The 25,353-nt window shown below is 27.9% G+C and carries 29 protein-coding genes; 14 read left to right on the top strand and 15 right to left on the bottom strand.

Translation table 11 applies throughout. The features are described from left to right. Positions 1 to 36 precede the first annotated feature (36 nt). Genes KO488_RS09005 through KO488_RS08995 form a run of 3 tightly spaced genes read left to right on the top strand, consistent with a single transcriptional unit; the run spans position 37 to position 1,238 of the window. Positions 37 to 741: a response regulator transcription factor gene (locus KO488_RS09005; RefSeq protein WP_216058469.1), complete on the top strand. Its 705-nt coding sequence runs from the start codon at positions 37 to 39 to the stop codon at positions 739 to 741. Positions 742 to 780: 39 nt separating this feature from the next. Next, on the top strand, positions 781 to 975 hold the full coding sequence (locus KO488_RS09000) for a hypothetical protein (RefSeq protein ID WP_216058468.1): 195 nt from the start codon (positions 781 to 783) through the stop codon (positions 973 to 975). Beyond that, the gene (locus KO488_RS08995; RefSeq protein ID WP_152188448.1) at positions 975 to 1,238 is read left to right on the top strand and encodes a DUF2116 family Zn-ribbon domain-containing protein; all 264 of its coding nucleotides are present in this window, start codon (positions 975 to 977) and stop codon (positions 1,236 to 1,238) included. Before KO488_RS09000 ends, KO488_RS08995 begins: the two co-directional genes overlap by 1 nt. A 6-nt stretch (positions 1,239 to 1,244) precedes the next feature. Here the strand turns inward: KO488_RS08995 and lgt are convergent, their stop codons facing one another. The 4 genes from lgt to argF form a co-directional block, all read right to left on the bottom strand. Then, positions 1,245 to 2,081, bottom strand: a complete 837-nt coding sequence (gene lgt / locus KO488_RS08990) for a prolipoprotein diacylglyceryl transferase (protein ID WP_216058467.1) — start codon at positions 2,079 to 2,081, stop codon at positions 1,245 to 1,247. Position 2,082: 1 nt separating this feature from the next. After that, positions 2,083 to 3,378, bottom strand: coding sequence for a (Fe-S)-binding protein (locus KO488_RS08985; RefSeq protein WP_216058466.1), 1,296 nt, complete (start codon positions 3,376 to 3,378; stop codon positions 2,083 to 2,085). A gap of 134 nt (positions 3,379 to 3,512) precedes the next feature. After that, a complete protein-coding gene (hemN, locus tag KO488_RS08980; protein WP_216058465.1) occupies positions 3,513 to 4,880 on the bottom strand; it encodes an oxygen-independent coproporphyrinogen III oxidase in 1,368 nt (455 codons plus the stop codon). A 1-nt stretch (position 4,881) separates the two neighbouring features. After that, positions 4,882 to 5,808, bottom strand: a complete 927-nt coding sequence (gene argF, locus KO488_RS08975; protein WP_216058464.1) for an ornithine carbamoyltransferase — start codon at positions 5,806 to 5,808, stop codon at positions 4,882 to 4,884. 211 nt (positions 5,809 to 6,019) lie between these two features. On the opposite strand from argF, the gene KO488_RS08970 reads away from it, so the two are divergent. Genes KO488_RS08970 through KO488_RS08960 form a run of 3 tightly spaced genes read left to right on the top strand, consistent with a single transcriptional unit; the run spans position 6,020 to position 8,886 of the window. Next, a complete protein-coding gene (locus tag KO488_RS08970; protein ID WP_216058463.1) occupies positions 6,020 to 8,086 on the top strand; it encodes a ribonucleoside triphosphate reductase in 2,067 nt (688 codons plus the stop codon). Continuing rightward, positions 8,064 to 8,228: an anaerobic ribonucleoside-triphosphate reductase gene (gene nrdD, locus KO488_RS15350; RefSeq protein ID WP_216058462.1), complete on the top strand. Its 165-nt coding sequence runs from the start codon at positions 8,064 to 8,066 to the stop codon at positions 8,226 to 8,228. The genes KO488_RS08970 and nrdD overlap by 23 nt, the downstream gene beginning before the upstream one ends. After that, positions 8,206 to 8,886 carry an anaerobic ribonucleoside-triphosphate reductase activating protein gene (locus tag KO488_RS08960; RefSeq protein WP_216058461.1) on the top strand — a complete coding sequence of 227 codons (681 nt, stop codon included), beginning with the start codon at positions 8,206 to 8,208 and terminating at the stop codon, positions 8,884 to 8,886. Before nrdD ends, KO488_RS08960 begins: the two co-directional genes overlap by 23 nt. Positions 8,887 to 8,892: 6 nt before the next feature. On the opposite strand, the gene KO488_RS08955 is transcribed toward KO488_RS08960, so the two are convergent. From KO488_RS08955 to KO488_RS08940, 4 genes are read right to left on the bottom strand one after another with little or no spacing between them, the layout of a single operon-like run. Next, a complete protein-coding gene (locus tag KO488_RS08955) occupies positions 8,893 to 9,279 on the bottom strand; it encodes an ExbD/TolR family protein (RefSeq protein WP_216058460.1) in 387 nt (128 codons plus the stop codon). Further along, on the bottom strand, positions 9,276 to 9,785 hold the full coding sequence (locus KO488_RS08950; protein WP_216058459.1) for a MotA/TolQ/ExbB proton channel family protein: 510 nt from the start codon (positions 9,783 to 9,785) through the stop codon (positions 9,276 to 9,278). Before KO488_RS08950 ends, KO488_RS08955 begins: the two co-directional genes overlap by 4 nt. A gap of 4 nt (positions 9,786 to 9,789) precedes the next feature. Beyond that, entirely contained in the window at positions 9,790 to 10,506 is a 717-nt protein-coding gene (locus KO488_RS08945; RefSeq protein ID WP_216058458.1) for an energy transducer TonB, read from the bottom strand. A 46-nt stretch (positions 10,507 to 10,552) separates the two neighbouring features. Next, complete coding sequence (locus KO488_RS08940; RefSeq protein WP_216058457.1) at positions 10,553 to 11,074, bottom strand: ankyrin repeat domain-containing protein; 522 nt, start codon at positions 11,072 to 11,074, stop codon at positions 10,553 to 10,555. A gap of 163 nt (positions 11,075 to 11,237) precedes the next feature. Between KO488_RS08940 and hemP the strand changes: the two genes are divergently transcribed. Further along, positions 11,238 to 11,369, top strand: a complete 132-nt coding sequence (hemP, locus tag KO488_RS08935) for a hemin uptake protein HemP (protein ID WP_216058456.1) — start codon at positions 11,238 to 11,240, stop codon at positions 11,367 to 11,369. Positions 11,370 to 11,485: 116 nt separating this feature from the next. After that, the gene (locus KO488_RS08930; RefSeq protein WP_216058455.1) at positions 11,486 to 12,610 is read left to right on the top strand and encodes a PepSY-associated TM helix domain-containing protein; all 1,125 of its coding nucleotides are present in this window, start codon (positions 11,486 to 11,488) and stop codon (positions 12,608 to 12,610) included. A 41-nt stretch (positions 12,611 to 12,651) separates the two neighbouring features. Here KO488_RS08930 and KO488_RS08925 read toward each other — a convergent pair whose 3' ends face one another. Genes KO488_RS08925 through hemB form a run of 3 tightly spaced genes read right to left on the bottom strand, consistent with a single transcriptional unit; the run spans position 12,652 to position 15,422 of the window. Continuing rightward, complete coding sequence (locus KO488_RS08925) at positions 12,652 to 13,332, bottom strand: response regulator transcription factor (protein ID WP_216058454.1); 681 nt, start codon at positions 13,330 to 13,332, stop codon at positions 12,652 to 12,654. After that, positions 13,333 to 14,439, bottom strand: coding sequence for a PAS domain-containing sensor histidine kinase (locus tag KO488_RS08920; RefSeq protein WP_216058453.1), 1,107 nt, complete (start codon positions 14,437 to 14,439; stop codon positions 13,333 to 13,335). It abuts the gene before it with no gap. Between the two features lie 8 nt (positions 14,440 to 14,447). Beyond that, positions 14,448 to 15,422: a porphobilinogen synthase gene (gene hemB / locus KO488_RS08915; RefSeq protein WP_216058452.1), complete on the bottom strand. Its 975-nt coding sequence runs from the start codon at positions 15,420 to 15,422 to the stop codon at positions 14,448 to 14,450. Positions 15,423 to 15,481: 59 nt separating this feature from the next. On the opposite strand from hemB, the gene ribA reads away from it, so the two are divergent. From ribA to glyS, 6 genes are all read left to right on the top strand, one after another. Beyond that, a complete protein-coding gene (ribA, locus tag KO488_RS08910; RefSeq protein WP_216058451.1) occupies positions 15,482 to 16,057 on the top strand; it encodes a GTP cyclohydrolase II in 576 nt (191 codons plus the stop codon). Continuing rightward, positions 16,057 to 16,644: a 16S rRNA (guanine(527)-N(7))-methyltransferase RsmG gene (rsmG, locus tag KO488_RS08905; RefSeq protein ID WP_216058450.1), complete on the top strand. Its 588-nt coding sequence runs from the start codon at positions 16,057 to 16,059 to the stop codon at positions 16,642 to 16,644. Before ribA ends, rsmG begins: the two co-directional genes overlap by 1 nt. Beyond that, the gene (locus KO488_RS08900; protein ID WP_216058449.1) at positions 16,644 to 16,862 is read left to right on the top strand and encodes a PP0621 family protein; all 219 of its coding nucleotides are present in this window, start codon (positions 16,644 to 16,646) and stop codon (positions 16,860 to 16,862) included. Before rsmG ends, KO488_RS08900 begins: the two co-directional genes overlap by 1 nt. Before the next feature lie 9 nt (positions 16,863 to 16,871). After that, positions 16,872 to 17,243 (top strand): hypothetical protein, encoded by a 372-nt coding sequence (locus tag KO488_RS08895; RefSeq protein ID WP_216058448.1) that lies wholly within the window; start codon positions 16,872 to 16,874, stop codon positions 17,241 to 17,243. Positions 17,244 to 17,309: 66 nt separating this feature from the next. Further along, a complete protein-coding gene (locus KO488_RS08890) occupies positions 17,310 to 17,477 on the top strand; it encodes a hypothetical protein (protein ID WP_216058447.1) in 168 nt (55 codons plus the stop codon). Then, positions 17,470 to 19,485 carry a glycine--tRNA ligase subunit beta gene (glyS, locus tag KO488_RS08885; protein WP_216058446.1) on the top strand — a complete coding sequence of 672 codons (2,016 nt, stop codon included), beginning with the start codon at positions 17,470 to 17,472 and terminating at the stop codon, positions 19,483 to 19,485. The genes KO488_RS08890 and glyS overlap by 8 nt, the downstream gene beginning before the upstream one ends. 396 nt (positions 19,486 to 19,881) lie before the next feature. Here the strand turns inward: glyS and KO488_RS08880 are convergent, their stop codons facing one another. The 4 genes from KO488_RS08880 to KO488_RS08865 all read right to left on the bottom strand — a co-directional run bounded on the left by KO488_RS08880 (position 19,882) and on the right by KO488_RS08865 (position 25,232). After that, positions 19,882 to 20,148: a hypothetical protein gene (locus tag KO488_RS08880; RefSeq protein WP_216058445.1), complete on the bottom strand. Its 267-nt coding sequence runs from the start codon at positions 20,146 to 20,148 to the stop codon at positions 19,882 to 19,884. Beyond that, positions 20,145 to 22,712, bottom strand: a complete 2,568-nt coding sequence (locus tag KO488_RS08875; protein ID WP_216058444.1) for a TRAP transporter permease — start codon at positions 22,710 to 22,712, stop codon at positions 20,145 to 20,147. Before KO488_RS08875 ends, KO488_RS08880 begins: the two co-directional genes overlap by 4 nt. A 111-nt stretch (positions 22,713 to 22,823) precedes the next feature. Then, positions 22,824 to 23,780 carry a TAXI family TRAP transporter solute-binding subunit gene (locus tag KO488_RS08870; RefSeq protein ID WP_216058443.1) on the bottom strand — a complete coding sequence of 319 codons (957 nt, stop codon included), beginning with the start codon at positions 23,778 to 23,780 and terminating at the stop codon, positions 22,824 to 22,826. A gap of 129 nt (positions 23,781 to 23,909) precedes the next feature. Beyond that, positions 23,910 to 25,232 (bottom strand): aminotransferase class V-fold PLP-dependent enzyme, encoded by a 1,323-nt coding sequence (locus tag KO488_RS08865; RefSeq protein ID WP_216058442.1) that lies wholly within the window; start codon positions 25,230 to 25,232, stop codon positions 23,910 to 23,912. Positions 25,233 to 25,353: the final 121 nt, after the last annotated feature.

Raw genomic sequence — 25,353 nt, 5'->3', positions numbered from 1 at the left:
TATTATGTCTTAAATCAATATTTAAAGAGTAAAAAAATGTTAAAAACAGTAAGAAATATAAGAAAATTATATAATGCGAAACTACTTTTTATTAGTAGTGACGAAACAATACATGATACAATAGAAAATGAGTTTGATGATTATTTTAAAGAATTAAAAATAGTAACTAATATAAAAGATGCAATAGAATTAGCATGTTCAAATACATATGATATGGTAATAATTGATACAAATATTAAAGAAGTAACTTTTTCTGAACTATGTGCAGAGTTAGCTCAATTAACTCCAACATTACCAAAAATTATTATTTCTGATTCTGATGATAATGAAGATATAGTTACAGCAATTAATTATAGTGCTTATACTTTTCTTTCTAAGCCATTAAGAGCAAAAGATATTAAATTAGCAGTTATTATGTGCCTTAATCAAACTAAAAGAGGTGATAAAATAGAATTCCAAGGTGGAATCTACTTTGATGAATATAGAGATCAGTTCTTTAAAACTGGTGGTCAATTAGTTGACTTTACAAGATTAGAAAAAGCTTTCTTAAAATTACTTATTTCTAAAAGAAGTGAAATCACTGATTATGATACAATAAAAGAAGTGGTTTGGAAAGGTAAGGATATGTCAATTTATACAATGAGAAACATTGTTAATAAAATTAGACAAAAAACTTATTATGAAATTATTAGAAACCATTCTAATAAAGGGTATACTATCGATAATTTTAAGAATACTTAAAATTATCGATTTGCAAAATATTAATAAAAAAGTTATAATATGGAAGAATTGATCGTTACGAAAGATGAACTTATTCAGATGTTTGATACTGAAAAGTTAAAAGACACTGGAAAAGTTTGGCTTCTAGATGATAAAGAGATAGATATTATAGCTCTACATGATGTAGACCCTAAATTTCTTCAAGATATCACAAATGCTAAATTCTATAAATTAATATCCAAAGGTTATAAATAATGTCCCATTGTCCTTTTTGTAAAAAAAAGATAGCCATGAGTAAAGCTTTTTGCTCTAGAAGTTGTAAAGAAAACTATTTCCAATTAATTGCAATTCAAGTGCCAAAACCATTCTTAAAAAGAATTTTTGTGTTTTGTACACCAGAACAAAGAGAAGTAGAAATTGAAAACTTTGCTAATAGACATGGTTGGAGATTAGATTTACTAAAAAATAAGATTAATGAATTAGCTATAGGCGCTGGTTTTATTGAGGAAAATAGTTAACCTAGGTTAACTATTTTTTATTTTTACTTTCGATTCTTTTCTTTTTAAACTTATATAAACTACTAAACTTACTAATAAAACTACTGAAGATTGTAATATACCCATAGTTAACCAATCACTATAAATAAATCCTAATTGAATATCAGGTTGTCTAAAGAACTCAGCTATTATTCTCATTGCAGAGTATAAAACTCCATACATTAATGCTAATTGTCCATCAAAAGTTTTACTTTTTCTAAAATATATTAAAATAGCAAATACTACTAATCCTTCAAGGATTGCTTCATAAAGCTGAGAAGGATGTCTTAAACTTTCACCTACATAAATTCCCCAAGGAACATCAGTCACACGTCCAACTAGCTCTTGATTAAAGAAGTTACCAATTCTACCAAATACATATGCTGCAGAAATTCCAAGTACTGCAATATCAGTTATGAACCAAAAAGAAATCTTATTCTTTCTACAAAATAAAATAGAAGCAATTAAAAAACCAATTAATGCCCCATGATAACTCATTCCAGAAATTCCAGTATAAACTCCATCTACATATGGATTAAATATTTGCCAAGGTTTTGTAAGATAATACACTGCATTAGTATCATAGAAAATAATGTATCCTAATCTTGCACCTAAAATAACACCAATCTCAGCCCACCAAATATATGAATCAAATAAATCATTAGAAATATTTAATTTGTCATGTTTAATAAACCATTTAGCTATAAAAATAGCAGAGATTAAAGCAAGAGCATACATTATCCCATACCAGTGAACTGATACGGGACCTAAATTAAATGCAACTGGTTCAAAATTTGAATATATATTTTGCCAATATTCCTGCATTTTAATCTAATGCCTCAGCTATTAGTTCAATTGGATTTTTAAACTGAACATCTACATCTGATAAATATAAAGAGTTAGTTATTTGCATTCTACAAGCTGAACACTCAGCACTTACAACTTGTGCTTTCGTTTCTTTAATCATTGCAGCTTTTGGAAGTCCTGCAGCTTTTGCAAAATCATATTTTTCAGTTTGCATAGTAACTCCACCAAATCCACAACATCTATTTGAATCACTCATTTCAGTTAAAACATAGTTTTGTTTTAATAAGTTTCGTGGCTCTTCCCAAACACCTTGCATTTTTTTAGCATGACATGGATCATGATATGTAACTGTTGTATCTATTTTTTTCTTACTTTGTGCTAATAATTCTCTTAATTGAGTATTATCATCAAGCCATTTTGTAGCCATAAATATTTTTTTAGATAATTTCACAGCACGTGCTTGCCACTCTGGCTGATCGTGTAAGAAATGTTCCCAATCTTTATTAATCATTGCTGAACATGTAGCTTCTGGGATTATAACAGCATCTACATCATCAATCCATGTTTCAAAGTATTCAATATTTTTCTTAGTTAAGTAATCAACCGTATCAAACGCACCAGTAAAGTATGCAGGTGCTCCACAACATAATTGTTTTTTAGGAATCATAATATCAAGTTCTAATTTTTTTAGAATTTTAACTAATGCATCTCCAGTATTTGTATATGTGTAATTACTCATACATCCAATAAAGATTGCAACTTTATTTTTCTTGTTATCTTCAACTTTTTTATTTTTTGCAAAAATATTTTGAGGATATTTATTTAAAAAACTTCTCATATCAGCAAAGGGTAAAACTCTATCTTTTTTTACAATAGGTAATGAAAATCGAGGTTCTGCTGATTGTTTATTACTATCAAGTTTTAATGCACATGTTTGAAACATCCACCCCATTCTTGATAACATATCCATAGTTTTTCTATGTCTTAATAACCAGAAGAATAATCTTTTATACCATGTAATTCCAAATTTCTTTGCAATATCAGCTCTAACTTGTTCAATTACCATATCAGTTGGTAAATCAATAGGGCACTCTTCAACACAATTTGTACATAAGAAGCATGATTCAAAAATATCTTTTGCGTTTTGATCTAGCTCTAATTCATCTCTTTCATAAGCCCCTAATAAATCAATAAATCCTCTTGGACTTGTTGTTTCATCTTGGTTTATATTAAAGATTGTACATACAGGTTTACATTTTCCACATTTAACACAGGCATCAGATACAGCTGTGTAATTAAATTTATTTATTGACACTTTTATATAACCTTTTTGTTTAAAAAATTTTAATATTTATAATTAAAAGAAAATATACTCAAAAGTTGGTTAATAGTTGATAAAAAGGAGCTTATATTTCGAGAAGCAGGGACGTTTAATAAAAGAAACTAAGACTATATAGTCTTAGAAAATCTTCTTTTATCTTCAGGTATTTTATTTAAATATGCATCAAATGGCATACATATATTTCTAATTAACATAGCACCAGTTTGTGATACTTGGATATTAGAATCAGTTATTTCTACTAAATCAGCTTCTACAAATTCTCTCAGAGCTTCAAGTGAATCTGCAAAATACTCTTTAAAGTTTACATTAAATTGTTCTTCTACTCTTGTAATATTTAAAGCAAAGTTAGACATTAATTCCATAATAACAAATTGTCTTAACTGATCATCATCACTTAATCTATAACCTTTAAATACAGGTAAATCTCCATTATCTAAAGCAGCTTCATAAGTTGGAATATCTTTGAAGTTTTGTGCGTAATAATCTACACCATTTCCAATAGAAGTTAAACCAATTCCTATTAAATCAGCTCCACCTTTTGTAGTATAACCTTGGAAGTTTCTATGGAGTTCACCTTTTTCAATAGCTTTAAATAATTCATCTTCAGGTTTTGCAAAGTGATCCATTCCAACCATTTTATAACCATTAGATGTAAAGAAATCAATTGTATCTTTAAGCATTTCTAATTTTTCTTCTGGTTTTGGAAAAGTTGTTTCATCAAATTTTCTCATAGTTTTCATAAGCCATGGAACATGAGCATAATTAAATACAGCAAATCTATCAGTATCTAATGTAATCATCTTTTCTAGTGTTTTTCTAAAACTCTTTTTAGTTTGATGAGGAAGTCCATAAATTAAATCCGTGTTAACAGAATGAATACCAGCATCACGTGCTATTTTAATTACGTTTTGAGTTAATTCAAAAGGCTGAATTCTATGAATCGTTTTTTGAACTTGCTCATCTAAATCTTGTACACCAAAACTTAATCTATTACAACCGCCTGCTTTAAGAACGTCCATATGCTCTTTTTTAAAGAATCTAGGATCTACTTCACATGAAACTTCGGCATCTAATGCAAAGTTAGGAAATACTTCTTTTACTGAGTTAATAACATCTTCAAGTTGTTCAGGAGAGAAAAATGTTGGTGTTCCTCCTCCAAAATGCATTTGAGTAACTTCTCTATTTGTATTTAGATGATTTTTTAATATATTTAATTCTTTTTTTAAATATGTAATATATCCAACTTTTTTTTCTTCTTTTGAAGTAAAAATTGTATTACATCCACAAAAGTAACAAGCACTTCTACAAAAAGGCATATGAATATAAATAGAAATTGATCTATCGTCACTTTGATTTTTATAGTAAGCTTTTAAATCATCTTGAGTAAATTCTTCACTAAACTCAGGTGCTGTTGGATAAGAAGTATATCGTGGCCCTGGTCTTGAATATTTTTCAAATTTTTTAAAATCAATCATATTATGAATTTCTCTTTTTATCTAACCAAACCATTACACCTTTTTGTGCATGAAGTCTATTTTCTGCTTCATCAAAGATTAAACTTTGAGTACTTTCTAAAACTTCTTCACTTACTTCATATCCTCTATAAGCTGGAAGGCAATGTAAGAAAATAGCTTTTTCTTGAGCTATTTTCATCATAGAAGAATCTACAATATATCCATCAAAGTCTTTTATTCTTTGTTCTTTTTCATCTTCTTGTCCCATAGAAACCCATGTATCAGTAGTAACTACAGTTGTATCTTTAACAGCCTCTTTAGGATCATTTGTAATAGTAATTTTAGCGCCTGAAACTTTAGCCATTTCTAAAGCATGTGCTAAAATATCTGCATTTACTTCATAACCTTTTGGTGTTGCAATTCTAAGCTCAAAGCCTAATTTTGCAGCCATATTTAGCCATGAATGAGCCATGTTATTACCATCACCAATATATGCAACAACTAAATCTTTATCAAGTCCTGCTTCTTGAATTGTAAGATAATCAGCCATTAGTTGAACAGGATGATATTCAGTTGTTAAACCATTTATTACAGGAACTTTTGAATACTTTGCAAACTCTTCAATTTTTTCATGTCCAAAAGTTCTAATCATTACCATATCTACCATTCTAGATATTACTCTTGATGTGTCACTTAAAGGTTCACCTCGTCCAAGTTGAATATCATTTGAAGAAAGGAATAATCCTACTCCACCTAGTTGGTAAATACCTGTTTCAAAAGAAACTCTAGTTCTTGTTGAACTCTTTTCAAAAATCATTCCTAATGTTTGTTTAGGCATATACTCTTTAAAAACTTTGTTTTTAGTTTCAGTTTTGATTTGTTTTGCAAGTTCTAATATTTCAAGAATTTCTTCTTTTGTATAGTCTGCTAATGTTAAGAAATGTCTCATAATGATTCCTCTGTAATTAATAAAAGCTGATATTCTATAGGATTTACTATTATTACTAACTTAAATTTGACTTTATTTATAAGAATATTTAAAAATTAAATATTCTTATTATTACTCTAAGAGCCCTAAAAATGACACTTTTGTGACATTTTTTGTTATTTAGTATTAAGAAAATCTAACTTATACTTACGAATATTTTTAAGGATAATAAATGATTGAAGAAATATTAAAAAGAGATGGTATTAAACAAAAGTTTGAAGCATATAAAATAGAAGATGTTATAAAAAAAGCTTTTAAAAGTGTAAATGTAATTTATTCTCAAGTTGTATTCTTTAATGTACTTGATATTTTAGAACAAAAGCGAATAGTAGCTGTTGAAGATATACAAGATGTAATAGAGAGAGTATTATATAAAGCAAGATATTTCGAAGTAATGAAATCTTTTATGATGTATAGACATTTACATAAAATTCAAAGAGAACAAATACTTCAAATTGATTCTGATACAACATATATAAATTCTACTCAAACAATACAAGAGTATATAAATGGTAGTGATTGGCGTATTAAAGCAAATTCAAATACAGGATATTCTCACGCTGGACTTATAAATAATACAGCAGGAAAAGTAATAGCAAACTATTGGCTTGATAAAGTTTACTCAAAAGAAGAAGGATATGCTCACAGAAATGCAGATTATCATATTCATGATTTAGATTGTTTAAGTGGATATTGTGCAGGTTGGAGTTTAAGAGTTCTTTTAGATGAAGGATTTAATGGAGTTCGTGGACGAGTTGAAAGTGTTGCTCCTAATCATTTTAGAGAAGCCTTAGGTCAAATGGCAAACTTTTTAGGGATACTTCAAAGTGAATGGGCAGGAGCACAAGCCTTCTCTTCTTTTGATACATATTTGGCACCTTATGTTTTCAAGGACAAATTATCATATAGTGAGATTAAAAAAGCGGTTAGATCTTTTATTTATAATTTAAATGTACCAGCACGTTGGGGTCAGAGTCCTTTTACAAATATTACTATTGATTGGACAGTTCCAGATGACTTGAAAGATCAAATCCCAACAAGAAATCAGGAACATTTATTAAAAGATATAGATCAAACACTTACTTATAAAGATTTCCAAAAAGAAATGAATTTAATTAATCGTGCTTATTATGAGGTTATGACAGAAGGCGATAAAACAGGTCAACCTTTTACATTTCCAATTCCAACTGTAAATATTACTGAAGATTTTGATTGGTATGGTAAAAATACTGATATTTTATTTGAAAATACAGCAAAAATTGGAAGCTCCTATTTTCAAAATTTTATAGGAAGTCAATATATAAAAGATGAAAATGGAAAACTAATACAAAATGAGAAGGCTTATAAACCAGGTCATGTAAGATCTATGTGTTGTAGATTACAACTAGATTTAAGAGAGTTACTAAAACGAGGTGGTGGCCTTTTTGGAAGTGCAGAAATGACAGGAAGTATAGGTGTTGTTACTATAAATATGGCAAGACTTGGTTACCTTTATAAAAATGACAGTAGAGCCTTATTAGAAAGATTAGAAGAATTAATGAACCTAGCAAAGTCTACATTAGAGAAAAAAAGAGTATTTGTCCAAGATATGTATGATAGAGGACTCTTCCCTTATACACAAAGATATTTACCAGGATTTAACAATCATTTTTCAACTATTGGTGTAAATGGAATGAATGAAATGATTAAAAATTATTTTGGAGAAAATATTGATTTATCAAGTGAACTTGGAAATACTTTTTGTAATGAAATACTTGATTTTATGAGAGAAAAAATGCTTGAATTTCAAGAAGAAACAGGAAACCTTTATAATCTTGAAGCAACTCCAGCAGAAGGTACTACATATAGATTTGCTAAAGAAGATAAGAAAAGATATAAAGATATTATTCAAGCTGGTTATGCGGATAATATCTATTATACAAACTCATCTCAATTACCAGTTGACTTTACTAATGATCCCTTTGAAGCCTTAGCTCTTCAAGATGAACTACAGTGTAAATATACAGGTGGAACAGTTTTACATTTATATATGAGTGAGAAAATATCATCTATTGACGCTTGTAGAAAGTTTGTAAAAAATAGTATTACAAACTTTAAATTGCCATATATAACTGTAACACCACTATTTTCAGTTTGTGAAGTTCATGGATATTTAAATGGAGAACATGAGTTTTGTCCAAAGTGTGATGAGGAAATTTTAGAAAAGGAGTTAAAAAATGAACAAACAAGAATTGCTTGAAAAAAATCAAGATAGAAGAACAAGATGTATAGTTTATACTAGAGTTATGGGATATCATAGACCTGTTGAAAGTTTTAATATTGGTAAAAAAGCTGAGCATAATCAAAGAGTAAAATTTGTTGAATCAAAGAATTGTTTATAATCTTACAAAATTTACAACAACAGATTACGTAGGACACTTGTCTTGCGTAGTTTGGTTTATAAAATGTAACTTTAGATGTCTTTATTGTTACAACGATGAATTAGTTTACTCAAAAGAGGGTAATTATTCATTATATGAGTGCTTAGAGTTTTTAAAAACTAGAGTAGGGTTATTAGATTCTGTTGTATTATCAGGTGGAGAAGCTACTGTTCATAATTTAATACCTTTTTGTAAGGAGATTAAAAGACTTGGTTTTAAAATCAAACTAGATACAAATGCTACAAATACAAAACAAATCAAAGAATTAATAGATTTAAATCTTATAGATTATATGGCTATTGATTTTAAAGCACCAAAAAATAAGTTTTATAAAATAACTAAAACCTATACGTATGAACAGTTTTTAGAAACAATTAAATACTTAATTGATATAGATTTTGATTTTGAATTAAGAACTACTATTCATTCTAGTCTTCTAAATGAAAATGATATAAATGAAATGATTAAAGTTCTAGAGAGTTTAGGGTATAAAAAAACATATTATTTACAAAACTATCTGCAAACACCTAGTAATATTGGAGATATTAAAGAACAAAGTAATTTAAATAAAAAAGATATTTATTCAAAAGACCTTGACCTTCAATGGAGAAATTTTTAATTCTATTTATTCTTTTTTATCAGTTATTAAAGAAATATTGAAAAGTTTATGTCTTTGAAGTACTTCTAAAACTTTAACAACTTTTTCATATTTTACATTCTTATCAATTCTAAATATTATATTTCTTTCTTTATCTTCTATTTTTATAATCTCTTCTTCTAAAACTTCATATGATGTTTCATTTCCATATATTGCAAGTTTTTCATCATTTAGCTCTATGATTATTTCTTTTTGTTTTAATTCTATTTCCTGTGCACTTGATGTAGGAAGATTTAACACAAGTGCTAACTCATCTTTTTTAAAAACAGAAGATACTATAAAAAATATCAAAAGAATAAAAACAACATCAATAAGTGGTGTAATATCAGGAGTTATTATCTCTCTTTTTTTCATATCTTTTTAAGAACCTCTTTTTGGATTTTTAGCTCAATATCATCTAATATTCCAACAATATAGTTATAACCTACATAATGAGGAATCGCTACTATTAATCCTGCAACTGTAGTAATTAAAGCAACAGAAATACCACTTGAAAACACTGCTGGATCACCTAAACCACTTTTTGTAATAGAATCAAAAGAGTTTAAAACTCCAACAACAGTCCCTAAAAGTCCAAGTAATGGTGCAATTGATGCAATAATTTTAACAGTATTTAATCCAAATTCTAATTTTCTAATTTTTCTATTAATAAAGTTTTCAATTGAATCTTTTTTAAATTCCTCAGAATTTTCTTTTGCAAATGTAATTATTTCATTTACTAAATATCCTCTTCTATTTCTTGATAATGAAATTACTACTAATTTCCAAAACATAATTGTAAAACCTATAACATTTAAGAAAATTAGTATATATACTATTATTCCACCTCTTTGAATATAATTGATTAAATCAATTTCCATACTTTTAACTCCTTATAATTTCATAAACAATTGGTACTGTAATTTCCCAAGAGTTTCTATTTAATTTTTTTGGTATTGGTTCAAATTTATTTATATTACTTAAAATAGCAATAGCTGCTTTGTTAAGTCTTTTATATTTTGAATTTCGTAATATTTTTGCATCTTTAATATGTCCATCTTTCGTAATTACAAATGAAATATGAACTTTCCCCATTTGTCTTAACCTTTTTGCACTTTTTGGATATATTTTATTTTTTTCAATTAAATGTCTAAGTTTTGCTAGGTATTCATTTTCTAATGCTTTAATTTTACTTGAATCTAAAACTACTTTTTTTTGAATACTTTTTTGAGAAGATTGCTCTAAAACTGGAGTTTCAGCTACTTCTACTTTCTTAGGAGTTTCAATTTTTTTAGTAGGTTTCTCAACTTTTTTTACAATTTTTTTCTTCTTTTTCTTCTTATGTTTTATTATGTTTTTACTTTTTGTCTTAGGTAAAGGTTTTATCTCTACAGGTGTCTCAACAACTTTTTCAACAACAGGTTCTGGTTTTGGTTCAGGTTTTTTAATTACAACATTTTTAAGATTGATCTTTGAAATATTTGGTGTTGGTTTATTTTGAATAGACGCAACCTTTTCTTCAACCTTTAATTGTGCAAATAAAACTATATGCACAGTAGTAATTAACATAAATATGATTAGTAAGCTTTTTTTATTTTCCATGGCGCAATCTTAATATAATATTGATAATAATTATCTTAATTGATTATTAAAGAGAAGAATTTTCTTCAAATTTATTAATTAAGTAAGTAATTTTTAAATTATGAGCTATATTAAAAGGGCTATTTCCTAAAAAATCTTCATGATGAATATTTGATCCATTTTGTATAAAATAGTTTGTGCTATTAATTTTATTATATAAAACTGCGTAGATTAGGGGAGTTGAATTTACATTATCAACTTCATTTATATCAAGACCACAGTTCTTTAGACATTTTAATACTTTAACATTGTCCTGACAAACTGCATAATTTATTGCTGATAAGTTTGAAGAAACTTCCTTTGTATTAATATTTAATTTGATTAATACTTTTATAATCTCTATTTTATTTTTTTTAATTGCCCAATATAAGCAGTTTCGACCTCTCTCATCTTTGATATTTATATCTAAAACACCATGAGTAAACATTTCGATAAGAGTTTCCCATTTATTTTCATTTACTAATGAAACAAAAAGTGTTTTATACACATGTTTATTTAAGTTTGAATTTAGAAGATTATTATTTGACATCTTATTTCCTTATAATGATAATTGTTATCATAATAGATATAGTCTTAATGTTTACTTAGTAATGATAACAATTATCAGTTTTATTAAAGATTAAGATTCTATTTGTTAATATCCCATTTATATTTTGTTAATCATTAGTTAAAAAAATCAAATGGAAGTTTAAATGGAAAAAAAAGAAAATAAAATCGACACAAAAGAAATCTTTAATCAGTCAAACACGATAACAATTGTTCACCAAGGACAAGAATATCAACTAAGAATTACAAAAGCGAACAAATTAATTTTAACAAAATAACAAATAATATAGCTAGCAACAATCATTGTTCTCTCCTAAATAAATAGCCAGCCAAATATTCGTATACTTAAAATAAAACACAAACCCCTATCAATTAACATAAAAAAGGAAAATAAATGTATAAAAAAATATGGTTTAAAATACACCTTATTCTAGGTCTTGCAGCAGGTATAATTTTATTAATAATCGGAGTATCAGGCGCTGTATTATCTTTTGAAAAAGAGATTTTAAAAATAATAAATAAGGATAGTTATATAGTTTCTATTCCAAAAGAGAATCATAAAAAGCTTGAAACAGAAGTTTTATTAACAAAATTTCAAGAAAAAATTCCAGATAGAAAGATAAATAGAATTACCTTTTCGAGTAATGCTAATGAATCTGTAATTATTAATGTGGAAGGAAAAGGTAAAACAGCTAGAAGAGGAATGAATTATTTTGTTAATCCTTATACTGCTGAAATCTTACCTGATATTAAAGGTAAAGAGTTTTTCTTTTTTAATCTAAGATTACATAGATGGTTAACATTAACAGGAGATAACAGAGAGATCGGAAAGCAAGTTGTTGCCATTTCTACCGTAGCATTAATTATTTTATCTATAAGTGGTGTTATTGTTTATTGGGTTAGAATAAAAAAAGGTTTTTTCAAAAGTTTATTAATTAATACACAGTCTTCAGGACGCCCATTTTTAGCGAGTTTACATAGTACAATTGGTATGTGGGTATTACCTTTTTACTTATTAGCTTCTCTTACAGGACTTTATTGGTCTTATGAATGGTATAGAAATGCACTTTATGCAATTACAGATGTAGAGAAACCACAAAGAAATAAAGGTAAAAAAACAAAAGTTGATGTTAAGAATATACTAACTTTTAATTCACACCAAAAAGCTATAGAACTGTTTGATGATTCTATACAAAAAAAGTATTCAAGTGCAACACTAAGACTTCCTAAAAATGGATCTAGTTATACTTTTTCTTATTTAGATATTAATCCTGATCACTATAGAGCTAGAAATAATTTGACTCTTGATATTAATACAGGCGAAATATTAAATCATGAAAAATATGAAGATAAACGCTTAGGCGAAAAAATTATGCAAAGTATGCTTCCTCTTCATTCAGGTGAATATTTTGGTAGATTTGGTCAAGTTGGTATGTTTATAGCAAGTGTACTTATGGCACTATTTACTATAACTGGATTTATGTTATATTTTAAACGTAATAAGAAAAAAGCTAAATAAGTAGTAGTTTTAAACTACTACTTTGCAAGTTTTTAAAACTACTAAATATAAGTTGGTGAAATCATATACCCTTGTCCTGAGGCATTTTCTATTAAATCTTTAGATGTTTTAAGACGTAATCGCTTTATAAACGTTCTTAATCTTTCATCATTTACTTCCTCATCCCAAATAGTCTCTTTTATAAGTAAAGTCTCTACAACTTTATTTTGGTGTTTTAGAAGTAAATAGAAAAACTCTTTCTCTCTTTTTGTAAGTTTTAACAAAATACCATCCTTGTATAGCGATGTTGAATTATTATCAAAAACAAATCCATCTTTTAATTTAATTTTTTTTCTTTTATTTAATGTTGGAGCAATTTTATTTATATGTTCAAGTACCTCATCAGGATCAAAAGGTTTTATAAAATACTTACTTATTCCTAGATCAATAGCACTTAATAGTTTTTCTTTATCAGAATGGGCACTTAATACTATAATAGGAATTAGTTCATCAAGCTCTTTTATTTTTATAGTCATTTCTAAACCATTTGTTTTAGGCATCATAATATCAGTTATTATAATGTCAGGCTTATTTACTTTAAATCGTTTTAAACCTTCTTCTCCGTCTTTAGCAATTATTACTGAGTGAAAATATTCATTTATTGCTTCTTTAAGTAAAGAGGCTAATCTTGATTCATCTTCAACTATTAATATTTTTAAAGTTTTTAATAAATTTAAATTCATTTATTCATTATCCTCTAAAGCCAGAGTTAACGGTATGCATATAGTAAATATTGAACCATCTTCAGTATTTTCATGTTTTATAGTTCCATTAAGACTCTTTTCTATAATCATTTTTGACATAAACAATCCTAATCCGGTTCCTTGTGATTTATGTTTAGTTGTAAAATAAGGCTCAAATATCTTATCTATACAATCACTATTTACACCTAAGGCATTATCTTTTATATAAATACATACGTAATTTTTTTGTTCAATTATTTCATCTTGTAAAATAATATCAATATTTCTATTCTTTATATCCTTAATAGTAAAAGCATCTTTTGAGTTTTGTACTAAGTTGATAATAACTTGTGATAATTCATTTGAAACACCTAATACTTCTTTATTACTATTAATTACAAGACTTAATTTAATATTTTCTTTTTCAAGAACTTTTTTTAAAATTGCAAGAGACTCATCTATTGCATCTTTTATAAAAAATAGTTTTTTGTCTTTTTGTGGATTAAAGAAGTTTGTAAAATCCTCAATAGTATTAGACATATTTAATATTATCTCTTTACTCTCTATATATAATTCATTGATTTTTTCAGAGTCATTATTTTTATGTGCTTTTTTTATATTAAATAGTGTTAAATTAAGCTCAGTAAGTGGTTGTCGCCATTGATGTGCAATATTTCCAAGCATTTGACCCAATGATGCCATTCTAGATTGCCAAAAAAGAAGTTTTTGTTTTTCTTCAAGTTTTTTTTGAAGTTCAAACTCTTTTGTAACATCATAACGAATAGCTATAAATTCTTTAATATCCCCATTATCCTCTAATATAGGAGTAATAGTAGTATTAAGATAAACAGTATGGCCATTTTTACTAAGATTTTTTACAGTAGCTTTATAAGACTTTTTAGAAAGAATTGTTTCCCATAGAGTTTTAAAATTAGAAGATAAAGCATCTGGATGTCTTACGATATTATGATTTTGTCCCATAAGTTCATCTCGAGAGTATCCAGATATTTTGCAAAACTCATCATTTACAAAAGTAATTATTCCATTAATATCTGTTTTAGATACTATATTAGAGTTTTCTATTGCTTCTTGATAAGTATTGCTCATTTATTTTACTATGCTTTTCTCATTAATTCACAAGCTTCTTTTGCATGATATGTAATAATAATATTTGCACCAGCTCGCTTAAAGCCCATTAGTGTTTCCATCATTACTCTTTCATAATCAATAAGTCCTGCTGCTCCTGCATTTTTAAGCATTGCATATTCACCACTTACATTGTAAACACATAAAGGTAATTTTGTTTCATTTCTAATATCTCTTACAACATCTAAGAAAGCAAGAGCTGGTTTAACCATTAAGATATCTGCGCCTTCTTTTTCATCTTGTAAAGATTCTTCTATTGCTTCAAGTCTATTAGCTGGATTCATTTGATATGTCCTTCTATCTCCAAAAGATGGTGTTGATTCAGCAACATCTCTAAATGGTCCATAATATCCACTTGCAAATTTAGTCGAGTATGCCATAATTGGTAAGTTTTCATATCCATTTTCATCTAAAGCAGTTCGTAATGTTGTGATAATTCCATCCATCATTCCAGAAGGTGCAATCATATCAGCACCTGCTTTGGCATGAACAATAGCTTGTTGTGCCGAAATCTCTAATGTTTTATCATTATCAACAGTTTGTGTTTTAGGATCTAAAATACCACAATGTCCATGATCTGTATATTCACAAAAACATAAATCAGTTACGACAAACATTTGTGGAAACTTCTCTTTAATTGCTCTAATAGTTCTAGAGATAATACTTTCATCACATAAGCATTCACTACCAACTGAATCTTTTACATCAGGTATTGCAAAAAGAATAATTGATTTTAAATCAATACTTATTAAATATTCACACTCTTTTAATATCTCATCCAGACTCATTTGGAATACACCAGGCATTGAAGATACTTCAGTTTTAATACCTTTTCCTTCTCTTACAAATAATGGATATATAAAATCATCAGGTGTTATTGTAGTTTCTTGAACTAAATTTCTTAAAGTCTCATTTATTCTTAATCTTCTAAATCGTTTAAACATTCTATTTACCTCTTTTGGTTATAATCTGCGAATTATAACAATAATAAGGTTTAAAGACAATGAATATAATACAATCAAATATTGCAAACCTACCTACAAAACATGGAAAATTTAAAATAAAAGCTTATAAAGACGACAACCAAGAACATTTAGCAATCATGAGTGAGGATTTTGAAAATATCAAAATTCCTTATGTTAGAGTACATTCTGAATGTTTAACAGGAGATGCACTAGGAAGTTTAAAGTGTGATTGCCAGAACCAATTAAATTTATCATTAGACTTTATCGCAAAAGAGGGCGGTTTAGTTATTTATCATAGACAGGAAGGCCGAAATATAGGTTTACTTAACAAAGTAAATGCCTATTGTTTACAAGATCAAGGTAGAAATACAATTGAAGCTAATGTTGAATTAGGATTCAAAGAAGATGAAAGAGATTATAGAATAGTTAAACACGTTTTTAATGATTTAAATATAAATAAAGTAAAATTAATTACAAATAATCCAAATAAAATAGAATATGTAAAAAGTATTGGAGTTGAAATTGTTGAACGAATTCCAGCAATTACTAAAATAAATAAGTATAATGAACATTATTTAAATACAAAAAAAGATCAAATGGGGCATATGCTGTAATGAATTTACAAGAACTTTTAGAAGAAAATGATTTCCAATTTGATAAAGACTTTTATAAAGATTGTACTGTTTTTACTAAACTATTACAACAATGGGGTAAAATTCATAATTTAACAGGAAGATTAGGATTAGAAGATATCAATGAAAATATCTTAGATTCTATTTATCCATTAAACTTTATTGACTCTTATGATAGTTTTGCAGATATAGGAACAGGGGCAGGTTATCCTGGACTTTTACTTGCAATTGCAAGAAAAGATATGAAAGCATATTTAATAGAACCACGAATTAAAAGGGTTGCTTTTTTAAACTTTGTAAAAGCATCTTTAAAACTTGATAATTTAACTATAATTTGTGATAGAGTTGAAAAAGTAAAAGATTTAAAAGTTGATTTAGTAACTTCAAGAGCTGTTACAAATACATCATTACTTTTAGATATAACTAAAGATATAGTTAATGAAAGTGCATCTTACTTATTCTATAAAGGTAGTATGTTAAATGATGAATTAGAAGTTGCAAGTGTAAATAAAAACTATAAAATAGTAAATAGAAATGATAGAAACTATTTATATATAAAAGGTAAATAATGATTTTAAAAATTTTAGCATTTGCACTTGTTTTATTTATTGTATATATAATTTTTTTTAAAAAGAATAGAGAAAAAACTATTGTAAAAAAGAAAGATATTAAATATGAAGATGAGATGCTTGAATGTCCAACATGTAAAACTTATATTTCAACAAAAGAATCAATTCTAAGCAATGGTAAGTATTATTGTTCAGAAGAGTGTTTAAAAAACAAATAGGAGTTTTGTATGTTACTTATTGGGGATAAACTAATACCATTTACAGATATTTTTAATATTTCATCAATAGATGAGATTAAAAATACAAAAGCAAATGCACTTATTTCATTTCGTTACAACGAAAACATATTAACTTATTCATATAAAAATGACTTAGATTATGTAGTAGTAATAAGTTCAATTAAAGAAGCGATTTACGCAAATAGTTTAAATGCAAAATATATAGCTTGTCAAAAAAACTTAGCAAAAGATATTCAAAAAATTGCTGATAATTATATGTTTGATTCAAAAATCTTGGCACTTATTTCAACAGATGATGAAATAGAAGAAATAGCATTAAATGAAATAGATGGCATAATATATAAAAATCTACTTACGTAGTTTACGTAATAATAAGAGATTTTTAGATATTATAAATACTTTATATAAGAAAATATTAGGATAAATGTGAAAGATATATTAGATACAGTAATAGTAATAATGTTCGTAATTATGGTAGCAATGTTTATTATTAATTTTAATAGACAGCAAATAAAAAAACATACAGATAAAATAGCAAATAATGAAGAAAAAAATAAAGCTAATAACGAAGATAAGGAAACAAGAGATGAATAAACCATTATTAATTGAAATAGGTGTTGAAGAATTACCAGCAATTCCATTTTTAAAAGAATTACCAAATATTGAAAAAAAATGGGTAGATATTTTAGAGAAGAATAGATTATTATGTGATTTTGAATTTTATTATACACCAAGAAGATTAGTATTATGGCACAAAGAGTTCCAAGTTTCACAAGAAGACTCAATAGTAGAGCAATTTGGAGCTCCTGTTAAAATAGCATTTAAAGACGGTGTTCCAACAGGTGCTGCATTAGGTTTTGCTAAAAAATGTGGTGTTGATGTAACAGAACTTGATAAAATTGATCAAGGGAGAGGTGAAGTTCTTTACTTTAAAGAAGAAGTTAAAGGAAGTGACTCAGCTGTACTATTAAATGATATGGTTAATGAATTTATGAATTCACTTAATTTTGGTAAATCAATGAGATGGGGAAATAGAACTGATAGTTTTATTAGACCAATTAGATCTTTATCTATTATTTTAGGTGAACAAGTAGTTGAGGGTGAATTATTTGGCGTAAAATCATCTAATCATTCATTTGCACATAGAATGGTTTCTTATGAGCCATTTACATATAACTTTGCAGGAGATTATTTTGCAAAATTAGATAACAATGGTGTAATTTTATATCCAGATGAAAGAAGAGAAAGAATCCTTTCTCAAATGAAAGATATTGAGCAAAGACATAATGTAAAAATTGATATTGATATAGAATTACTTGATGAAGTAGTTGCAATCACTGAATATCCAACAGCCTTAATAGGCCAATTTGATGTTGAGTTCTTAGAATTACCAGAAGAAGTTATTGTTACATCTATGAAAGAGCACCAAAGATACTTTGCAGTATATAAAGATGGTATTTTAACAAATAACTTTATAGTTGTATCAAACTCTAAAACTGATGATTTTGGATTTATTATTTCAGGAAATGAAAAAGTATTAAGACCAAGACTTGCAGATGGTATGTTCTTTTATAAAAATGATATTGCAAATGGACTTAGCAACGAGGGCTTAAAGAAACTTACTTTCGTAGAAGGTTTAGGTTCAATGTATGAAAAATCGCAAAGAGAAGCAAAAATTGCAACTTACTTAGCAGATATATTCAACCCACCTAAAAAAGAATTAATTGAAAAAACTGTAATGCTTTCAAAAGCTGATTTAATGTCTGAAATGGTATTTGAATTTACAGAACTACAAGGTCTAATGGGATATTACTATGCAAAACTAGCAGGAGAAGACGAACTAGTTTATACAGCACTTAAAGAGCAATACTTACCAGATGGTGAAGATTCTGAATTACCATCAAATACATTTTCATCTATAATTGCATTATCTTATAAACTTGATAACTTAATGGGACTATTCTCTGTAGGTAAAATTCCAACAGGTTCAAAAGATCCATTTGGTTTAAGACGAGCTGCTGCTGGAATTGTGAAAATTGCAATGGAACATAAATTAGCTCTAGACTTACCACAAATAATTGATGCTTTAGAATCAAATTATAAAGGTTTAGATAAGAAGCAACTAATCGAATTCTTTAATGAAAGATTGTTCAAAATTTTTGATGTTAATCCATCTGTATTAAAAGCAGTTTTAGGAAGTGGTGAAACTGATATCTATAAAATATCTCAAAAACTTTGTGCTTTAAATCCAATAGTTCAAAGTGATAATTTTAAAGAATCTGCTGCTACATTTAAAAGAGTTGCAAATATTATCAAAGATTTAGATCTTAATTCAACTTTAACTATTGATGAATCTTTATTAGAAGAAGATGCAGAAAAAGAACTAGTTTCAAAATATAAAGAAGTTACAGCATTAACATATGTAACATATGATGAAGAATTAGATGCGTTATTTGCAATGAAACCACAATTAGATAATTTCTTTGAAAAAGTTTTTGTAAATCATGAAGATGAAAAAATCAAAGTAAATAGAAAAAATACAATCGGACTTGTATATCAAGCATTTAGAAAAATTGCTGATATTAAAGAGATCACGATATAACCTAACTATAAACATATACAAACCCTTTATTAAAGGGTTTTGTAGCCTTATCAAAAAAACTATGAAAGAACTTAATATCTACTATATGGTGTTAAAATGCAAAGTAGAATAATAACATTCCGTATTTTGTGTCACTAGCCAAAAGTCATTAAATCATATCATAAGTTTGAAACTTAGATAATGTTGCAAAAGGTACAGGTTGTGGTACTTGCTATTTTAACTTAGATACTTTTAAATTTAAAGTATGAATTTATATTGCCACTTCACTTCTAATGAGAATCTATAATCATGTATTTATTCCTAGGTGTCGGAAAATAAATATTATAAAGAGAGACTTTAAAGATTTCTTATAACTATAAGTCTCTCAATAGAAAATATTAGAAAACTTACTATTAATTAAGGTTTCTTTTTACTATCTGGAATAGTTACCCACATCCTTTCAATATGGCTGTAATGTTTTTCAAGTCTTGAATGATTACTATTGATTCTGTCATTATTATCATCTATATGTTTACGATTCTTAGTAATCTTCTCATGATGACTATCAATCTTCTCTTTATTCTCTTGCACTAGTTTATGAAGTGCATCCATTTTCTTTTCATACTTATATATAATAATATACATTGCAACTACGATTGCAATAATTATAATCCACTCTATCATGATAAAACCTTTCTTCTTTTAATTTGAGACCAGCCCATTAAAAACATTATTAAGAATGCTGGTATTAAGACTATTTGTTTTGGTAGTCTATTTGTTTCAACTCTTACAGATTCTATTACCCAACCACTATCAACTCCCGCATTTTTTATAGCTTCTATTTGTTTGTTTATTGGTGTTATTGCAGCAACTTCCATTGGACCAAATAAATTATCAAGTCTTAATCCTGTTTCATTGATTCTTTCTTGCCCCGTTTTACCTTCAGCTAAAGGTATAGCAAATGTATACTCTCTTTGTGTTCCTTCAATTGTTTCTCCACTTACAACAAAGTGTAGTCTTTCTCCTGCTTTCATATTATCAGCAACTTTAAATATTTCACTTCCTGGCAAATTATCATATGGTGCTTGAATTTTATCCCAAATATATCCTGGTCTAAAAATCATAAAAGTAAGGGCTAAAAGTAAAATAGTTTCCCACCATCTATTTTTAACAAACCAAAATCCTTGAGTAGCAGCTGCAAAAAGTAGCATACCAACAACAGCAGAAACTACAACAGCAATAAATTCAAATGCATTATCAATACCGATCATTAGTAGTTGAGTATTAAAAATAAACATAAAAGGTAATAATGCAGTTCTAATATCATAAGTAAAACCTTGAATACCTGTCTTTATTGGATCACCTTTACTAATGGCGGCAGCTGCAAAGGCGGCAAGACCAACTGGGGGAGTATCATCTGCTAAAATACCGAAATAAAATACAAACATATGTGCTGCAATTAAAGGAATAGCAATATCATTTGCAGCTCCTAAACTCACAATAACTGGAGCCATTAGTGAAGATACAACAATATAATTTGCAGTAGTAGGTAGTCCCATTCCAAGAATTAAACTTATTATTGCAGTTAATAATAAAATCAAAAATATATTTCCACCACTTACTGTTTCAACTAGTCCAATTACAACTTGACCAAGCCCTGTTAAAGTTACTGTACCTACAATAATTCCAGCTACAGCAGTGGCAACTCCAATACCAATCATATTTTTACCGCCATTTATAAGACCTATTTCTAAATCCAATAAACTATCTTTTACTCTGCCCCATATATTTTCACTTCCTCTAAAAAAGTCCATAAGTGGTTTTTGAGTAAGAACAATAAATATCATAAATAAACATGCCCAAAATGCCGATAAATCTGGAGATAATCTCTCAACTGTAAGTAACCAAACTAAAACTACAATTGGTAATAAATAGTGTAATCCAGATTTTACTGTCTCGCCAACTCTTGGTAAGTCAACAATATCATCTTCTGGTAAATCTGGCACTTTTGAAGAAAAATATATAAGAACTACATAAGAAACAGTAATTAAAGCTAAAATAGCACTAAATGTATATTCACCTGATATATTTTTAACAACATCAATTACAGGTCCTAATACCCATGATAGAAAACCTAAAACAATTACAACACTAAGTATTCCAATCATCTTTCCTCTTCTATCCATTTTGTCAATATCTTTTTTCACCATACCTTTCATATTCATTTTTAAGGCTTCTAAATGAACAATATAAACTAAAGCAATATAGGAAATAAGAGCAGGTAAAAATGCATGTTTTATAATCTCAACAAATGGTATACCAACATATTCAACCATAAGAAAGGCTGCTGCCCCCATTATTGGTGGAGTTAATTGTCCATTAGTTGAGGAAGCCACTTCAATAGCTCCTGCTTTTTCAGCAGAGAATCCAACTTTTTTCATCAAAGGGATTGTAAAAGTTCCTGTTGTTACAACATTAGCAATAGAACTTCCAGAAATCATACCTGTCATTGCACTAGAAACAACCGCTGCTTTGGCAGGACCTCCACGAAAGTGACCCATTAAAGAAAAAGCTACTCGTATAAAGTAATTTCCTGCACCAGCACGTTCAAGTAATGAACCAAAAAGAACAAATAAAAATACCATAGTAGCAGACACTCCAATAGCAATACCAAAAGCACCTTCTGTTGTTATCCACATATGAGAAACAATTTTACCTATAGAAGCTCCATTATAATCTCCACCACCAAAATAAGCGTAAGTTAAAGCGAGAACAGCAACTACAGCAAGTGGTGGCCCAAGAGCTCTTCTTGTAGCTTCAAGTAATAAACCTATTCCTATAACTGATAAAATTACATCAAGTTGATTAGGTACTCCTAGTCTCATCTCAAAATTATCACTATCCCATACTTGACCATATACCAAGTATGCTACAGATAAAATAAGTAAAATACCCATTATCCAATCAGTAATTGGAACATATTCTTTAGGACTTGTTTTACAAGGTAAATAACTTAAATAAGCTAAAAATCCAGCAAACATAAGATGTATTCTTTTAACGACATCAGCATTCATCCATGGAGTAAACTCTAATACCAAAGGTGATGATACATATAGTTGGAATATAGACCAAGTAAGGGCTAAATAAATTATAAACTTAGCCATATAGGGATTTGAAGGATCTCGTCCTCCTGTCTCAGCTTCAAGAACTATATCTTGGGCCGTAGTATCTTCGGTTTTATTTTCCATAATATTTCCTTAAATTATTTTTTAAATTTCTATATCTAGAAATTTAAAAATAAATTTTAATATTTACTCCCATCAATATTCAATGAGAGTAAAATATTTAAAACAAATTTTTTATAAAAGTCCAGCTTCTTTATAATATTTAATTGCACCTCTATGTAATGGTGCAGAATTACCATTATGTATCATGTCTTTTTTTGTAAGAGTAGCAAATGCAGGATGAAGTTTTTTAAATGTATCAAAGTTTTCAAATATTGATTTTACAACAGTATAGATAACTTTTTCAGATACTTTTGAAGAAGTTACAAATGTAGCAGCAACACCGAATGTTTTAATATCTTCAGGATTTCCTTTATACATACCACCTGGTATTGTTGTATATTTATAGTAGTCATTATCTTTAACAAGTTTATCAATTGTAGAATCTGAAACAGTAACTAGTTTACTATCACAAGTTGTAGTAGCTTCTTTAATAGATCCAGATGGATGTCCAACAACATAAGCCATAGCATCAATTTTATTATCACAAAGTGCTTTTGATTGTTCAGCACCTTTTAACTCTGATGCTAATTTAAATGAATCTTTAGTCCAACCTTTTGCATCCATTACAGCTTCCATAGTTCCTCTTTGTCCTGAACCTGGATTTCCAATATTTACTCTTTTACCTTTTAAGTCATCAAAATTCTTTATACCAGAATCAGCACGAGCTAATAATGTAAAAGGCTCTCCATGAACAGAAAAAATTGATCTCAATTCTTTAAATGGACCTTTTTTCTCGAATTTACTAGTTCCATTGTATGCATGATATTGCCAATCTGATTGAGCAACACCCATTTGTAATTCACCAGCTCTAATTGTATTAATATTATATACTGAACCACCAGTTGATTCTACAGCACATCTTACACCATGTATTTTTTTATCTTTATTTACAAGTCTACAAATAGATCCACCTGTTGGATAATAAACACCTGTAACCCCACCTGTACCTATTGTAATGTATTCTGTTGCCATTGCTGGAACTACTAGCGCACCTAATAATGATATACTTAATAAATTTTTCTTTAACATACTATACTCCTTAAAATTGTATGGATAATGGAACTCTTGCTTATTTAAAAATAAGCTTAAGTACAACTAATCTCATGTAATGAATAATATTCTATACATAACCTATTTATTTGATTTAAATCATAAAAATTATATTTTTTCAAGTAATAAATTAGCCTCCTGTTTTTTTAATTTCTTACATATCTTTTTAGTAACTTTCAAAAACTTTTCTATATCTTCTAGACTATGACAGTGAAGAGGAGAAACTCTTATACTGCCATCTAATCCAAATGATTCAAGCATACGTGCAGAATATGGACTAGAAATAACTCTCTCAAAAGTAATTATTCCATATCTTTCATACTCTATTACTGCTTCCTTATATCCTAGTTTTTTGAATCCTATTGCCATAATAAAATCTTTTTTACGTAAATCTTTACAGTCTAAATACACATTAATACCATCTAAACTTCTTAATCCTTGTACACTAGATGTTCCCTCTAACATTGTATGCATCAATGCTCTTTCATGTAACTTTATACGAGTCATTCCCTCTACAAACAATTCTCTTTTATCTTTACTTTTTAAATAATATTTACCTATTGTGCAAACATATTTAACTACTTCTGTAAGAGCAGCAAAATGAGCAGGAGCAGGACTTCCTAGTTGCCAATAAGATTCAGGTTTAGCTAATAATTTGTCATGAGGTAATTTTGAAAGTCGAGGAGATACATATCCAACTCCAAAACCACGTGGGCCGAAAAACTTATATGGTGCAAAGTTTAATCCATCTACAGGCACTTCTTTTATATCAATAACTCCATGAGGAGCGTGTTGTACAGCATCAGCTATTATATATAAGTCAGGTTTTATCTTTCTACATTCTTTAACTATTCTTTTTGCATCTAATAATGCCCCTGAAGTATTTGAAGCATACATAAAAACTAAAAGAGCAGTATCTTTATCAATAAGTTTTACTATTTCTTTCACATCTACCCCACCTGTGTTAGGGTTTGTCTTAGCAAGTCTTATTTCTTTTTTATTTTTATTTGCATAACTTGTAACAGCATCATAAGAAGAAGGATGTTCTAGTAATGTTGTTACTATATTTTTTCCAGGAATATTTTCAATTACTGTTCTAACCATATTAAACATAACTATAGAAGCAGTATACGATGTAACAATACTTCCTGAATCAAAATTTAACATTGTTTTAATTGATTCATAACCTTTTTCTTGCGTCTTCATAAGCCATTTAGCTGTTTTATTCCCATGTTCTGGACAATCTGGATATCCATCTATTTTTTTAAACACATTACTAGCAGCTTTCAATCTAAATGCACCACCTGAATTATCAAAAAATATTCGTTTCTTTTTTGACTTAGGATCCATACTTACGTTTAAAAACTTACTTCTTATATTCTTCAATAATGCGTTATCAAATAATTTTCCTTTTTGTAAATTATCTTTCATTCTTATTCACTCCTCAAACTGTTGTTAAAAACTATAGCATTGGAAAAATAAAAGTTTGCTTAATATACAATAGTTTATTATATGAACATTATACAACGAAATATTACTTCTATATCCGATA

The organism is Poseidonibacter lekithochrous (assembly GCF_018861145.1).
In the GTDB taxonomy this organism is placed as follows: Bacteria; Campylobacterota; Campylobacteria; order Campylobacterales; family Arcobacteraceae; genus Poseidonibacter; species Poseidonibacter lekithochrous_A.
This window is presented reverse-complemented; position numbering and strand designations above follow the sequence as displayed.

Coding starts and splice junctions, on each gene's coding strand:
- KO488_RS08970 (WP_216058463.1), top strand. CDS start 6,020: ATGATTGAAGAAATATTAAAAAGAGATGGTATTAAACAAAAGTTTGAA.
- rsmG (WP_216058450.1), top strand. CDS start 16,057: ATGAATTTACAAGAACTTTTAGAAGAAAATGATTTCCAATTTGATAAA.
- KO488_RS08880 (WP_216058445.1), bottom strand. CDS start 20,148: ATGATAGAGTGGATTATAATTATTGCAATCGTAGTTGCAATGTATATT.
- KO488_RS08930 (WP_216058455.1), top strand. CDS start 11,486: ATGTATAAAAAAATATGGTTTAAAATACACCTTATTCTAGGTCTTGCA.
- KO488_RS08955 (WP_216058460.1), bottom strand. CDS start 9,279: ATGAAAAAAAGAGAGATAATAACTCCTGATATTACACCACTTATTGAT.
- KO488_RS08865 (WP_216058442.1), bottom strand. CDS start 25,232: ATGAAAGATAATTTACAAAAAGGAAAATTATTTGATAACGCATTATTG.
- KO488_RS09000 (WP_216058468.1), top strand. CDS start 781: ATGGAAGAATTGATCGTTACGAAAGATGAACTTATTCAGATGTTTGAT.
- KO488_RS08950 (WP_216058459.1), bottom strand. CDS start 9,785: ATGGAAATTGATTTAATCAATTATATTCAAAGAGGTGGAATAATAGTA.
- KO488_RS08870 (WP_216058443.1), bottom strand. CDS start 23,780: ATGTTAAAGAAAAATTTATTAAGTATATCATTATTAGGTGCGCTAGTA.
- KO488_RS08900 (WP_216058449.1), top strand. CDS start 16,644: ATGATTTTAAAAATTTTAGCATTTGCACTTGTTTTATTTATTGTATAT.
- nrdD (WP_216058462.1), top strand. CDS start 8,064: ATGAACAAACAAGAATTGCTTGAAAAAAATCAAGATAGAAGAACAAGA.
- KO488_RS08995 (WP_152188448.1), top strand. CDS start 975: ATGTCCCATTGTCCTTTTTGTAAAAAAAAGATAGCCATGAGTAAAGCT.
- hemP (WP_216058456.1), top strand. CDS start 11,238: ATGGAAAAAAAAGAAAATAAAATCGACACAAAAGAAATCTTTAATCAG.
- KO488_RS08875 (WP_216058444.1), bottom strand. CDS start 22,712: ATGGAAAATAAAACCGAAGATACTACGGCCCAAGATATAGTTCTTGAA.
- KO488_RS08920 (WP_216058453.1), bottom strand. CDS start 14,439: ATGAGCAATACTTATCAAGAAGCAATAGAAAACTCTAATATAGTATCT.
- lgt (WP_216058467.1), bottom strand. CDS start 2,081: ATGCAGGAATATTGGCAAAATATATATTCAAATTTTGAACCAGTTGCA.
- KO488_RS08925 (WP_216058454.1), bottom strand. CDS start 13,332: ATGAATTTAAATTTATTAAAAACTTTAAAAATATTAATAGTTGAAGAT.
- argF (WP_216058464.1), bottom strand. CDS start 5,808: ATGAGACATTTCTTAACATTAGCAGACTATACAAAAGAAGAAATTCTT.
- glyS (WP_216058446.1), top strand. CDS start 17,470: ATGAATAAACCATTATTAATTGAAATAGGTGTTGAAGAATTACCAGCA.
- hemN (WP_216058465.1), bottom strand. CDS start 4,880: ATGATTGATTTTAAAAAATTTGAAAAATATTCAAGACCAGGGCCACGA.
- KO488_RS08945 (WP_216058458.1), bottom strand. CDS start 10,506: ATGGAAAATAAAAAAAGCTTACTAATCATATTTATGTTAATTACTACT.
- KO488_RS08940 (WP_216058457.1), bottom strand. CDS start 11,074: ATGTCAAATAATAATCTTCTAAATTCAAACTTAAATAAACATGTGTAT.
- KO488_RS09005 (WP_216058469.1), top strand. CDS start 37: ATGTTAAAAACAGTAAGAAATATAAGAAAATTATATAATGCGAAACTA.
- KO488_RS08895 (WP_216058448.1), top strand. CDS start 16,872: ATGTTACTTATTGGGGATAAACTAATACCATTTACAGATATTTTTAAT.
- hemB (WP_216058452.1), bottom strand. CDS start 15,422: ATGTTTAAACGATTTAGAAGATTAAGAATAAATGAGACTTTAAGAAAT.
- ribA (WP_216058451.1), top strand. CDS start 15,482: ATGAATATAATACAATCAAATATTGCAAACCTACCTACAAAACATGGA.